Origin of the sequence: Marivivens sp. LCG002, assembly GCF_030264275.1 — a bacterium.
GTDB lineage: Bacteria > Pseudomonadota > Alphaproteobacteria > Rhodobacterales > Rhodobacteraceae > Marivivens.
Window position 1 is genome coordinate 1614721 of the sequence record NZ_CP127165.1, and the last position, 11895, is coordinate 1626615.

The 11895-nt window shown below is 58.6% G+C and carries 12 protein-coding genes, 1 tRNA gene and 2 pseudogenes; 7 read left to right on the forward strand and 8 right to left on the reverse strand.

Translation table 11 applies throughout. The annotated features are described in order from the left end of the window. Entirely contained in the window at window positions 1-975 is a 975-nt protein-coding gene (locus QQG91_RS08000) for an ABC transporter ATP-binding protein (RefSeq protein WP_285769702.1), read from the forward strand. Next, the gene (locus QQG91_RS08005; protein ID WP_285769703.1) at window positions 972-1931 is read left to right on the forward strand and encodes a dipeptide ABC transporter ATP-binding protein; all 960 of its coding nucleotides are present in this window, start codon (window positions 972-974) and stop codon (window positions 1929-1931) included. The genes QQG91_RS08000 and QQG91_RS08005 overlap by 4 nt, the downstream gene beginning before the upstream one ends. Before the next feature lie 16 nt (window positions 1932-1947). Here the strand turns inward: QQG91_RS08005 and QQG91_RS08010 are convergent, their stop codons facing one another. After that, window positions 1948-2130 (reverse strand): hypothetical protein, encoded by a 183-nt coding sequence (locus QQG91_RS08010; RefSeq protein ID WP_285769704.1) that lies wholly within the window; start codon window positions 2128-2130, stop codon window positions 1948-1950. Then, window positions 2130-3731: an FAD-dependent monooxygenase gene (locus QQG91_RS08015; protein ID WP_285769705.1), complete on the reverse strand. Its 1602-nt coding sequence runs from the start codon at window positions 3729-3731 to the stop codon at window positions 2130-2132. Before QQG91_RS08015 ends, QQG91_RS08010 begins: the two co-directional genes overlap by 1 nt. A 101-nt stretch (window positions 3732-3832) precedes the next feature. On the opposite strand from QQG91_RS08015, the gene QQG91_RS08020 reads away from it, so the two are divergent. Continuing rightward, entirely contained in the window at window positions 3833-4510 is a 678-nt protein-coding gene (locus tag QQG91_RS08020) for a helix-turn-helix transcriptional regulator (protein ID WP_285769706.1), read from the forward strand. Window positions 4511-4552: 42 nt separating this feature from the next. Here QQG91_RS08020 and QQG91_RS08025 read toward each other — a convergent pair whose 3' ends face one another. From QQG91_RS08025 to QQG91_RS08035, 3 genes and pseudogenes are all read right to left on the reverse strand, one after another. Beyond that, window positions 4553-5659, reverse strand: coding sequence for an ABC transporter ATP-binding protein (locus QQG91_RS08025; RefSeq protein WP_285769707.1), 1107 nt, complete (start codon window positions 5657-5659; stop codon window positions 4553-4555). Next, a pseudogene (locus QQG91_RS08030) lies at window positions 5656-6455 on the reverse strand (ABC transporter permease). The gene QQG91_RS08025 and the pseudogene QQG91_RS08030 overlap by 4 nt, the downstream one beginning before the upstream one ends. Then, window positions 6452-6772, reverse strand: a pseudogene (locus QQG91_RS08035) (ABC transporter permease subunit); the annotation flags it as partial. The pseudogenes QQG91_RS08035 and QQG91_RS08030, both read right to left, overlap by 4 nt. 65 nt (window positions 6773-6837) lie before the next feature. Between QQG91_RS08035 and QQG91_RS08040 the strand changes: the two are divergent. Next, on the forward strand, window positions 6838-7881 hold the full coding sequence (locus QQG91_RS08040; protein ID WP_285769708.1) for a GlxA family transcriptional regulator: 1044 nt from the start codon (window positions 6838-6840) through the stop codon (window positions 7879-7881). Window positions 7882-7946: 65 nt separating this feature from the next. Here the strand turns inward: QQG91_RS08040 and QQG91_RS08045 are convergent, their stop codons facing one another. Continuing rightward, the gene (locus QQG91_RS08045) at window positions 7947-8180 is read right to left on the reverse strand and encodes a hypothetical protein (RefSeq protein WP_285769709.1); all 234 of its coding nucleotides are present in this window, start codon (window positions 8178-8180) and stop codon (window positions 7947-7949) included. Window positions 8181-8508: 328 nt separating this feature from the next. Between QQG91_RS08045 and QQG91_RS08050 the strand changes: the two genes are divergently transcribed. From QQG91_RS08050 to QQG91_RS08060, 3 genes are all read left to right on the forward strand, one after another. Continuing rightward, window positions 8509-9087: a hypothetical protein gene (locus tag QQG91_RS08050; RefSeq protein WP_285769710.1), complete on the forward strand. Its 579-nt coding sequence runs from the start codon at window positions 8509-8511 to the stop codon at window positions 9085-9087. A gap of 62 nt (window positions 9088-9149) precedes the next feature. Then, window positions 9150-9452 (forward strand): hypothetical protein, encoded by a 303-nt coding sequence (locus QQG91_RS08055; protein WP_285769711.1) that lies wholly within the window; start codon window positions 9150-9152, stop codon window positions 9450-9452. Continuing rightward, complete coding sequence (locus QQG91_RS08060) at window positions 9439-10020, forward strand: hypothetical protein (RefSeq protein WP_285769712.1); 582 nt, start codon at window positions 9439-9441, stop codon at window positions 10018-10020. The genes QQG91_RS08055 and QQG91_RS08060 overlap by 14 nt, the downstream gene beginning before the upstream one ends. A gap of 86 nt (window positions 10021-10106) precedes the next feature. Here the strand turns inward: QQG91_RS08060 and QQG91_RS08065 are convergent. Beyond that, a tRNA-Thr gene (locus QQG91_RS08065) sits at window positions 10107-10182 on the reverse strand. Window positions 10183-10232: 50 nt separating this feature from the next. Next, the gene (locus QQG91_RS08070) at window positions 10233-11888 is read right to left on the reverse strand and encodes an ABC transporter permease (protein WP_285769713.1); all 1656 of its coding nucleotides are present in this window, start codon (window positions 11886-11888) and stop codon (window positions 10233-10235) included. Window positions 11889-11895 lie beyond the last annotated feature (7 nt).

Sequence of the window (11895 nt, forward strand, 5' to 3'; positions counted from 1 at the left end):
ATGAGCCTTTTGCGCATTCGCAATCTCAGCGTCGATTTCCAGACCTCGACGGGCCGCTTTCGCGCCGTGGACGGCGTGGATCAGGATGTCGATCACGGTGATATCCTTGCCATCGTGGGAGAGTCGGGGTCGGGCAAATCCGTGTCCATGCTCGCTCTGATGGGGCTTTTGCCGTGGACGGCCAAGGTCAGTGCCGACGAGATGAGCTTTGACGGTCACGACCTTCTGACGATCAGTGCCGCAGAACGGCGCAAGATCATCGGCAAGGATCTTGCGATGATCTTCCAAGAGCCGATGTCCTCGCTCAATCCCTGTTTTACCGCTGGCTGGCAGATCAAGGAATCCCTGCGGCGCCATCTCGGACTTGGACGGGCCGAACGGCACAAGCGCGCCATCGAACTCTTTGAACAGGTCGGCATTCCCGATCCCGAACGACGGCTTTCGGCCTTTCCCCACCAGCTTTCTGGCGGGATGAGCCAGCGGGTCATGATTGCGATGGCGATTGCCTGTCGTCCCAAACTTCTCATCGCGGACGAGCCGACCACCGCGCTCGATGTAACCATTCAGGCGCAGATCCTCGATCTGTTGACGCAGTTGCGTGAAGAAACAGGCATGGGCCTAGTTCTTATCACGCACGACATGGGGGTCGTCGCGGAAACGGCCCGCCGCGTAAGTGTGCAATACGCAGGTCAAAAGATCGAAGAGCGGACCGTCACCGATCTCTTTCGGACCCCGCACCACCCCTATTCCAGTGCACTTCTCAGCGCTTTGCCCGAACGCGCCACCGAGCGGCGGCTCCCGACCATTCCGGGCGTTGTTCCGGGGCAATTCGACCGTCCCGAGGGGTGTCTTTTCAGCCCGCGGTGCAGTTTCGCCGATGATCATTGCCGAAGGGTATCACCATCGCCAATCCGCGACGGCAACGTGCTTGCCCGCTGTCACAAACCCCTCAACACGGACAGGAAGATCGCATGACATCCCAGCCTCCCGTTTTGACCGCAGAGCATCTCGCCCGCCACTACGACGTGCGCGGCGGGCTATTCAGCAAACCCGCCGTGGTGCGCGCGGTGCAGGACATCGACTTCGAGCTTCATGCAGGCCGCACTCTTGCCGTTGTCGGGGAATCGGGCTGTGGCAAATCCACCCTCGCCCGTCTCGTCACGATGATCGAAGAGCCGACGGGCGGAACCCTGACGCTTGACGGGCAAAAGGTAGAGCCTTCGAATTGGGCATCGCTTCGGCAATCCGTGCAGATCGTTTTTCAGGACCCCTATGGATCGCTGAATCCGCGCCAGCGAATCGGCCAGATCCTGATGGAGCCTCTTACGATCAACCGCCCTGCAATGAGCCGCGCCGAAAAAGAAGCCAAAGCGCGCAACATGCTCTCGCTCGTCGGACTACGCCCCGAGCATTTCGACCGCTACCCGCATATGTTCTCGGGCGGCCAGCGGCAGCGGATCGCGATTGCCCGCGCCCTTATGCTCGACCCCAAGGTTCTGGTTCTCGACGAGCCTGTCTCGGCGCTCGATTTGTCGATCCAGTCGTCGATCCTGAACCTCTTTATCGACCTGCAAGAACGGCTCGGGCTTGCCTATCTCTTTATTTCGCACGACCTGAGCGTGGTGAAACATGTCGCCGACGAGGTGATGGTGATCTATCTGGGACGCGCTGTGGAACGGGGCAGCAAGACCGAGGTTTTCGCAAACCCGCGCCATCCCTATACCAAGGCGCTCCTTTCCGCGACGCCCATCGCAGACCCCAAGGCGGTCAAAGAACGGATCAAACTTTCGGGCGAGTTGCCCTCACCGCTCAACGTTCCGAAAGGCTGTGCCTTTGCGCCCCGCTGCTGGAAAGTCTCCGAGCGATGCGGGCAGGATCTTCCTGTTCTGAGCGGCGACACGCATCAGGCGGCATGTTTCCATCCCGACTGATGCAAGGGCCGACAGCCTAGGGATGATCGAGGTTGAGCGCGGCTTCGTCGATGCGCCTTTGAACCCGCGCAACATCCGCGCAGTCATAGGCCAGCAGGAGCGCCAGTTTGGCGAGGAACGGCTCGGTCTGGTCGGGAGCGATTGCGTCTATCTTGCGGGCGAGAGCTTCATAAATGGCTTCGACGTCTTGCGGTGTCATTACGCGGGTCTCCCTTGGGAATTGTGGTAAGCGGCCAGAACCTGATCGGGCGCGGCGTCATGCCAGCGCGCAGCGATATGGCCATCGGGCCGCACGAGATAGGCGGTCTTGGGTCCAGCGCAGAGCATCCTTGCCGCAGGGGTATCCAGCGCAAGATGAAGCGTCACAAGATCGGGCAGATCGACACGCAACGCCGCATCAAATGTCATGAGCGTATACCCCTGCCCCAGTTGATCGGACAGAAACCCCTCACCCAGCCTTGCATTCGGAAGCGCAGCACCCGCAACGGGGCTTCCTTGGCCAAAGGTTTGGTCATCGGCGGCGACGATGGGGCTGTCGGCATAGGTATAGGGCGTCATCTGGCGCGGATTGGCCAAGGCCCCTGCGAAACTATGGCTTAGGGCAAGGTTCAAGGCCGCGTCCCGCATCAAGCGCCACCCCCGTGTCGGCGGGGTCATGAAGCGCGCCGACTTCGACGCATTGGCAAAAACGTCCAAAGTCGCGCCGCGCCGCTCGGGCGAATAGCTGTCGAGAAGCACTGGCTCCGCCCGCCCCGTCAGCACATGGCCAAGTTTCCAACCGATGTTTTCCGCATCCGCCAAACCGTTGTTCAACCCGCGCACCCCGAATATCGGCACGATGTGGGCGCTGTCTCCGATGAAGAAGAGCCGCCCGTCGCGATAGTCATCGAGTGCCAGCGTATTGGCGGAGTAGATGCTCCACCACTCAAGCTCCCATGGCCCGTGATAGTCGAGATCGGCCAGAACAGCGGCGACCGAGGCACGAACGTTCTCTTCGGTGGTCGCCTCGGCCTCGGATTCATCATCGGCAAGCTGATAGTCGATCCGCCAGATGTCATCGGGCTGTTTGTGCACCAGAACCGTGCCGCCCCGACGGCACTCCGGGTCGAAGAGCGCGCGGCGGATCGTGGGATAATCATGGGGCATTTGCACGTCCGCGATCACATATTTGCCCTCGTAGTTTTCGCCGTGGAGCCTCTGCCCCCGCATCTTGCGAAGCGGGCTGCGCGCCCCATCGGCGGCAAGGACATATTCGGCGGGCATAGTATAGGCACCGCACGGATCCTGCACTTCGAGCATGATGCCGCCCGCAATATCCTCGATGCCCGTCACCGTGCTGTGCCAGCGCAATTCGATCAGGGGCTCGGCGGCGATGGCCTGCCAGAGGAACTGTTCGATGAACTGCTGTTGGAGATTATACATCGGACGGTATTTTTCGTCGGCGCTGTCGGGCATCTCGAATTCGAGAATTTGAGTGCCGCGATAGAAACTCCGCCCCGTGGTCCAGCCGAGCGCCTTGTCCAGAAACGGATCGACCGCGCCGATCCGTTCGAGAATATGGAAACTCGGACGGGCGATGCAGATCGCACGACTGCCGTCGTTGAAGGTCGCTTTGCTTTCAAAAACAACCGAGGCCACGCCGTGACGGGCCAGTGTAAGCGCGGCGGTCATCCCGATGGGGCCCGCCCCGACAATTGCTACAGGTGCGCGATCCCCAAGATGGGCACGCTCTTGCGGCGGCTCGAAATGCGGATAGGTGAAATAGAGCGAGTCCGTCTCGCTGCGTCCTGCCGGTCTCATGCCATACCTCCCTCTGATTTGGGTTTTGATAGCAAAGATCGGCGACCTGGGTCTGTCCTCTTTGAGGGGGGACATGCTAGCTTCTGCGAATGACGGAACAGATGGAAAAGATCGACGCGTGCCTCGCCGCGCTTGGCACCGATGGGTTCGCCCAACGCTTTGTCGATTTCAGCGCAGCGCCCGGAGTGGACCAGCTCATGGTGTTCGATCTCGGATCGGACAGGATGCGCTGTCTGTTGTCCTATCATTATTCGAACGCCGTCCTCGCAGGCACCTTGGCAAGCGAATATCTCGATGGCTGGTATCTGCGTGATCCGCTTTTGCCGCTTCTCGAGAAAGCCCTGCCCCAGACACTTAATGTGGTCGAAGTTGACGGCGCAGAAATGGACGAGGCCTATCGCGCCAAATTCTTTGAAAGCCCGGGTCTTCGGGCAAAAACGACCGTGATCGCGGTCGGGACCCGCCATCGCCTTTTTGTCAGCTTCTACGCATCAGAGGGCACGGCCACCCCCTGTGATCCCCGTCTGGCGAAACTCGCGTCGCGGCTTGCGCTTCTGCATTTCGAAACGGCGCACGCAAGCGCAACGCCCGCCCCGCTCAATGTGCTGAGCGAGCGGGAAAAAGCGGTCTGCCTCGGGATCCTGTCGGGACATAAAGCCGAAGTGATTGCCGCCGATCTCGGCGTTGCGCCCTCAAGCGTCGTGACCTATCGCAAGCGCGCCTATGCCAAGCTCGGCATCACCTCGCGTGCGGGTCTCTTTGCGATCTGTGCCGACTAGTGCAAAAAGCGCGGGTAAATGGCGCTCTTTGCATTTGGCAACTCAACTCTGGGGCAGAACGTAACAGGCCGCGCTGTCCCATGTGAGAGCATAGTCTTTGCCCGTGGCAAAGTTCAAAGCGGCAAGCTCGTGATGGCTCTTTTGCACTTTGATCTCTTGGCCGTTGGCGGTTTCGAAATAGACCGTCGCACTGGCACCGACGAATTCTTCGCCGATGGCGCGGGCAATGATCCCGCCCGTGCTCGATGACGCATCGCCGATCCGAATGTTTTCCGCGCTGACGATAAAGGACAGCGCATCACCCGTTTTCTTGGCATCGTCGCCTTCGGGATGAACGATGTAGCTTCCGTAATCGGTGTCGACGGTCCAATTGTTGCCCGCAATATCGCTCAGGCGGCCGTTGAAGATATTCGCAGAGCCGAGGAACTCGGCCACGAATGTGTTCTTGGGCTTGTGATAGATTTCCTGCGGCGTGCCGATCTGTTCGACCTTGCCGCGGCTCATGATGATCACACGGTCGGCCATCGAAAAAGCCTCGGACATGGAATGGGTCACGTAGACGAAAGTGATGCCGAGGTCTTTCTGGAGATTGGACAGAACCGCCTGCATCCGCACCTTGAGATGGGCATCAAGCGCCGATAGCGGCTCGTCAAGGAGGAGGATTTTCGGCTCGGTCACAAGCGCGCGGGCCAAGGCCACACGCTGTCTCTGACCGCCCGAAAGCTGCGAGACGTTGCGGTCGGCGAATTCGAGGATCTGCATCTTTTCGAGCCATGTGCGCGCCCGCTCCGCCCTCTCTTTCTTGCCGACGCCGCGCATCTTGAGACTGAATTCGACGTTCTCTTGAACGGTGAGAAACGGAAAGAGCGCAAGGCTCTGCCAGACCATCGGGGTATCGCGGTCCCATGTGGCCTTGCCGTTGACGCGCTCTCCATCGAGATAGATGTTGCCTTCGGTCGGGTCCTCTAGCCCCGCCAGCATGCGCAGCATGGTCGTTTTTCCGCATCTCGAAGATCCCATGATCGCAAGGAACTCTCCGCGGCGGATGTCGAAACTGGTCTCCTCGACGGCAACAAAGGCTCCGAACTTTTTGATAACGCAGTCAAATTTGACGATCGTGTCTGATGTGATTGTGCTTGTCATGATCATTTCGAAGTCCTTGTCGGATTACGCATCAGCATTTGCGCAAAAATAATGAGGATGATGGAGCTCAGGAACGCGAGCGAGCCGATGGCATTGATCCGCGGGCTGACCTGTCCTTGCAGGAAGCCCAAAATCTTGACGGGCAGCGTTTCATTGAGCCCCGAGACAAACCACGCCACGGCGAATTCATCGAACGAGACGGCCATCGTGATGAAGAGCGCAGCAAGAAGCGCGGGGCGGCAAAAGGGAATGATCACATGCCGCAGGGTCGCCCATTCGCTCCCCCCGAGGTTCCAGGAGGCGGCCTCGAGATCGGGGTCCATCTGCGACAGACGTAGCCGGATGATCGCCATGGCAAAGGGGCTGCACATCACGCCATGGGCGATGATGACCGACACCGCATGGCCCGAAAGATTGACGCGCGAGAGAAAGGCAAGCATCGCAAGCCCCATGATCACCACGGGAATCGTGGGCGGCAACAGCGCAAGCGCGAGATAGACGTTCTTGCCGAAAAAGCGGAAGCGGTAGTCGGTATAGGCCCCGCCGAACCCGAGGATCGTCGCGATAAGCGCAACGACGAGCCCGACTTTGACCGTGTTGAAAAAGCCGACCCAGACAAAGGGGTCCTCCCAAATCAGACGATACCATTCGGTCGAAAAGGCCCCGAGCGGGATCGACGGGAAGCGATCGGAATTGAGAGAGAAAGCAAAGCGCCGAGGATCGGAAGAAAGATAAAGGCGATGCAGGCGAAGAGACGGAGCCGCAGCGACGTCTCGATCAGTGGGTTCTTGTTCGTTTTCATTTTCCGCGCTCCCGATAGGCAAATTTGATGGCCGCAAAAGCGATCACAAGCAGGGTCGAGATCATCATCAGCGCCACGACGGAGGCACGCGGCCACTGCTGGCCCGATTTGGTGATGTCGGTGACCATGATGGAAAGCGTCGGTGGGTTGCCGCCGCCAAGATAGAGCGGGCTCACGAAGTCACCGAACGAGAGGATAAAGGCAAAAAGAGCCGCAATCACAATGCCGACGCGGGCCGAGGGCACGATCACCTGAAGCACGGTGCGCAAACGACCACAGCGCAGGTTATGCGCCGCCTCGACCAGATCCCTGTTCACGGCCCCTCCTCCGTCACCCCCCTCAGCGATGAATATATCCCTGAAGCGTAAAGCATAATTTTCCCATGAACGAGATCCGCTCCATCATCCCCTTCGGCGTCGAATATGTGCCTGTTCTTGAAAAACGGGAAACTCAGGACTTGGTCTTTTGCCTTGCCTCCAATTTCACCCTTCTGGCTTTCAGCTCTGCCATCGAGCCGCTGCGGATTGCCAACCAGCTCGCGCAAAAACCGCTCTATCGCTGGGAGGTCCGCTCGGCCGACGGTGAGCCCGTGACAAGTTCGGCGGGACTGTCGATTGCGGTCGACGGGGATTGTTCGAACATCCCCTCTCATGCAACCGTCTTGATCTGCGCCGGCAATTCGGCATCGCGCAATATCACACCCGCGCATGTCGCTTTGGTCAACCGCCACTATCGGCACGGCGGGACTGTGGGCGGCATCTGCACGGGCGCCTTTGCCCTTGCCAAGGCGGGTATCCTGACGGGCCGCAATTTTACGCTGCACTGGGAGAACCAATCCGAGTTCAAATGCAATTTCGAAAACCTCGCCCCGACGCGGCATCGTTTCGAAATTGATCGCCGCGTCATGACCTGTGGCGGCGGGGCTGCTTCGATCGATATGATGGTCGAGTTGATCTCAAGCCACTACGGCAAGGCCTTTGCCTTTTCGGTCGCGGAGATGTGCCTGCGGCAGCCATCACAGGCCGCCTCGGATGATCAACGCAGTTCGCTGTCGAATGTGCTCGGCTCGCGCCATCCGATCCTTCTTCTTCAGGTCGTGAAATACATGCAGGACAATCTCGAAGACCTTCTGACAATCGATCAACTGGTCGATCTGACGGGATATTCCCGCCGCCATATCGAACGGGTGTTCAAGGAAAACCTCGGGCTTTCGCCCTATAGCTTTTATCGCGAGCTACGCCTTGACCATGCGCGCGTTCTGCTCAGCACGACGAACAAGCCCTTGATCGAGGTTGCAATCATGTCGGGCTTCAACTCGGTCCACAATTTCTCGCGCCGCTTCAAGGAAAAGTTCGGCGTCCCGCCCAGCCACTATTTCGCCAAGGACGCAATCAGCGGTCGCGCGCGAGAGTTGGTCAGACGCTAGTCCAAAGGGAACCGTCTACGCCGACACGCCGAAGATCACAGGTCCGGAGCGCGATGCGCTCTGGATCAGTCTTTGTTGAGACCTTCTTTGCGGCCCGCCCACATCAGTTCGAGGCCAAGCCAGAGGCCCCCGAGGGCTGCGGGAATTTGGGCAATGGCGATTGCGATGCCGGGGTGCTCCATCGCCATGATCGTGCGGACATTCACCGCGATCCCCAAAAAGCCGAACACCATCAAGACCGTGGTGATGGCCAGAATGATCATTTGCTTGGAACCGAGGTCGAGTTTGTTCTTTGACATGGTAAAATCCCTTAATACATTCCATTTGTATAATGTTTAAGCGCCAACGTAAAGCCGATAAATGGCTTTACCCTCAACGAAAAAGTCGTTCCGCGATTCACCCCCCGTGCCCCACGGACCCAGGGATAGTCTTGGACTTATAAGACATATCAATCTGATCCCGCCTGTTATTCTAAAGAATTGATTTATCTGAAATCGTTGTGCAAATAGGCTCATCCGACACAAAGACGACAAACGCAAACGATACGATCCACGCGCAGATATTTCGAAAGAGCCGCGCGCCCCGCTTGAACCAAATCCACTCTCGCCCCGCACTTATGGCACCCGAATGAACAACGTCACTACGTTCAGCTTTCAAAAGCTGGTTTTGATCTCAATCGCCTATCTCGTCGCGCATTCGTTCACGACAGGTCTTTTCGATCCCATCCGCTCCATTCTGGCGCCGAATATCCCCCCGAACATCAGTCTTCTTTTCATTCCTCACGGGATCAGGGTGATCGTGTTCTATCGCTATGGCGCTTGGGGCTATGCCTATCTCACCCCTCCCGCCTTTTTGATGTGGGTTCTGGAAGTCTTCGGCAACGGCAACGATTTCTACCTGCTCCTGACCGGATTTGTATCATTGGCAAGCACCCATGCGGGCGTCGGCATTGCCCGCGCACTCATGGACAGAAACGGGAATGGAACGGCAGGTTTCCTGCCTTGGAAACCAATTGTCGCAGCAGGGCTTTTCGCCTCCTGTCTCAACTCCCTTTGCCTTACATTCCTATACGCGCAGCAGCTTGATACGCTGAGTTTCTGGGCCTATTTGTTCGGCGACATTATGGGTGTTCTGGGGGCTATGGTCTTGGTGCGTGCGTTCTTGATGATCGCCATGGCGCTCAATACGACCACAGGGAAAGAATAAGGGGCGGGATCGCGAGGCGTGTCGAACGCGAACCCAAAACAAGAGACGAAGAGGCCGAGTATATGACCGACGCAATGAAAGCGCTCGTCGCAATGAGGAAGCTCACCACGGAAATGGAGCGGGATTTGGGGATTGCCGACCTGTCGGAGCCGCAGAAACTGTCTTATCTCGCGGCTGTCGATCTTCAGGACTCCCAAGGCCTCCTCTCCAGCTCTGAACTGCGCCAGCATCCTCTCGTCAAGGACCTGCCCCGCCCGACCTATTTCCGCGCGTTGGTGGCACTTGAAGAGGCGGGACGTCTTTTCAGACCAAAGGGCGTCTTGCGCGGAAAGTTTTCGACGAAAGCCAGCGATGCGGGATCATAAGACAGGATTCTCGGGCGCAACCTGGCTCACGGTTACGGTTGCCTATGTTGCGACCTATTCGATGACGAACGGGTTTTTCACACCGCTCGAGAATATCCTTGCCCCCAACATCCCTTCGAATGTGAGCTTGATGTTCATCCCGCACGGAGTGCGCGTCCTTACCTTCTATTTCTTCGGGCTTTGGGGCTATCTCTACCTTGCGCCTGTGGTCTGGGTGATGTGGGCGCTCGAAGTCTATGGTCAGAGCAATGACGGATACCTTTCGATCGGGATCTTCATATCGCTCTTTGCTTGTCATTTCGGGGTCGAGATCTGCAAACGCCTGTTCCAGACCAATGGCAAACAGGGTGGCTTGGGCTTCAACTGGAAACAACTCCTTGCCGCAGGCACGATCGGATCGCTCCTCAATTCCACAGGCTTGACCTGGCTCTACAACTCGACCTTCGAGCCCCTGACCTTTGCAGGGTATTTGTTCGGAGATGTCGCAGGCCAGTTTTTCCTGATGCTTTTGCTGATCTTCTTCTTCAGGCTCGCAAGCCGCTCTACGGCCATCACGGACCGCATCTGATCGGGTTCGGCGAGTCAGTTAGACGCGGAAGATCAGAACCAAAACAATGTCTTGGCACAATGCATTCATCGGCTTGGGAGGAAAAGTGGTGCCCCCAGAGAGACTCGAACTCCCGACCCACTGATTACAAATCAGTTGCTCTACCAGCTGAGCTATAGGGGCACTCGGGAGCCATTTAACGTGCAGCCGAGCGCTCTGCAAGTCGTTTTGAGTTACTTATTTGCTCTGGCCAGAAGTGCGACCGCAATCAGCCCCACGAGCGTGATCATAAGCGCGGCGGGCGCGGCCTCGGCGATCTTTTCGAGCGAGGCTTTCTCATGAACTCGGGTCGCCAAGGTATTGTAGTTAAAGGGTCTGAGCAAAAGCGTGGCAGGAAGCTCTTTGACGCAATCGACAAAGACCAGCAGCAAGGTCGAGCCGAGCGACGCCCGCATCAAGGGTGCGTAAACCGTGCGGAGTGCGCCGCCTGCGGACTGCCCCAAGGAGCGCGCTGCGGCTTGCAGACTGGGCGAGACACGGCCAAAGGCGGCATCGGCAGAGCTTTGCGCGATGGCGAAGAAACGCACGCAATAGGCCAGAACAAGGGCAAAGGCCGTTCCCGTCAGCATCAGGCCCGGGTCCCAGCCCGTCAAAGCCAGAATCCCGTCGGCGATACGGTTATCAAGGGCTGCAAGCGGGATGAGGATACCAAGCCCGAGCACTGCGCCGGGAGAGGCATAACCGATCGCGGTGATCGGCATCAAAAGCCGCGGCAGCGCCTTGCCCGACAAACGCACCCCGTAAACCATGAGCACGCCCCCGAGCACGGTGAGGACTGCCGCCGCCCCGCCTGTGGCGAGCGTATGCCACAGCGCCTTGAGCAAACCGGGGGCCACCCATTCGGCCGCATCCATCGCATGGGTCAAGAGCACCGCAACAGGCAGCACGAAGCCCATGAAGAACGGCACGAAACACAAGGCCCCCGCAAGCCAGCTTTGCAGCCCCTTCAATTCGGTCGGAACCACGGGCCGTGCGCCACGGGCCGAGCCATAGAAACGACTTCTCCGGCGCGAGAGCTTCTCAAGAGTCACAAGCAGCACGATGAGCGTCAGAACCAGCGTCGCGATCTGGGCCGCGCCGCCGAGGTTGCCCCCCTGAAGCCAGACGGTGAAAATCCCTGTGGTCAGGGTCTGGACGGCAAAGAAATCGACGGTGCCGAAATCGTTGACGGTTTCCATCATCACGACCGCCGCACCTGCCGCGATTGCGGGACGGGCGAGCGGAAGCCCGACGCGGATAAAGCGGCCAAACGGACCGACACCCAAGGCGCGCGCGACCTCATACCCTGCCCCGCTTTGCTCGCGGAAAGCCGCGCGTGCGAGGATATAGACGTAAGGATAAAGCGACGCCGAGAGCACAAGGATCGCGGCCCAATGGCTGCGGATCGCGGGGAACCAGTAATCGCGGGAATTCTCCCAGCCGAACATCTCGCGCAGCGTGGTTTGCACGGGCCCTGCGTATTCAAGGAAATCGACCAGAGCATAGGCCCCGACATAGGCCGGCACCGCAAGCGGCATCAAAAGCGCCCACTGGAGCCAGCGGCGTCCCTTGAAGCGATACATCACCATCAGCCAAGCCGCACCCGTGCCCACCATCGAGGTCAAGAGCCCGACCGAGAACATCAAGATACCCGTATTGGCGAGATAGCGCGGCAAAGTCGTCGAAATCAGATGCCCCCAGACGTTTTCGGTCGGGGTCAGTGCAAACCAGATCACCGCGATGATCGGTAAAAGCACCAAAACCGCGATGAAAAGCGCCCCCATCGACCATGGGTCGATGCGAATGGCGCGTTGGCTCGGGCGGAATATCTGACCACTTTGCTCGGACATAATCCGT

Bases quoted from the DNA above. Each gene is read 5' to 3' on its own strand.
- QQG91_RS08010 (WP_285769704.1), bottom strand. From the start codon at position 2,130: ATGACACCGCAAGACGTCGAAGCCATTTATGAAGCTCTCGCCCGCAAG.
- QQG91_RS08015 (WP_285769705.1), bottom strand. From the start codon at position 3,731: ATGAGACCGGCAGGACGCAGCGAGACGGACTCGCTCTATTTCACCTAT.
- QQG91_RS08040 (WP_285769708.1), top strand. From the start codon at position 6,838: ATGAACGAGATCCGCTCCATCATCCCCTTCGGCGTCGAATATGTGCCT.
- QQG91_RS08070 (WP_285769713.1), bottom strand. From the start codon at position 11,888: ATGTCCGAGCAAAGTGGTCAGATATTCCGCCCGAGCCAACGCGCCATT.
- QQG91_RS08060 (WP_285769712.1), top strand. From the start codon at position 9,439: ATGCGGGATCATAAGACAGGATTCTCGGGCGCAACCTGGCTCACGGTT.
- QQG91_RS08055 (WP_285769711.1), top strand. From the start codon at position 9,150: ATGACCGACGCAATGAAAGCGCTCGTCGCAATGAGGAAGCTCACCACG.
- QQG91_RS08025 (WP_285769707.1), bottom strand. From the start codon at position 5,659: ATGATCATGACAAGCACAATCACATCAGACACGATCGTCAAATTTGAC.
- QQG91_RS08000 (WP_285769702.1), top strand. From the start codon at position 1: ATGAGCCTTTTGCGCATTCGCAATCTCAGCGTCGATTTCCAGACCTCG.
- QQG91_RS08005 (WP_285769703.1), top strand. From the start codon at position 972: ATGACATCCCAGCCTCCCGTTTTGACCGCAGAGCATCTCGCCCGCCAC.
- QQG91_RS08045 (WP_285769709.1), bottom strand. From the start codon at position 8,180: ATGTCAAAGAACAAACTCGACCTCGGTTCCAAGCAAATGATCATTCTG.
- QQG91_RS08050 (WP_285769710.1), top strand. From the start codon at position 8,509: ATGAACAACGTCACTACGTTCAGCTTTCAAAAGCTGGTTTTGATCTCA.
- QQG91_RS08020 (WP_285769706.1), top strand. From the start codon at position 3,833: ATGGAAAAGATCGACGCGTGCCTCGCCGCGCTTGGCACCGATGGGTTC.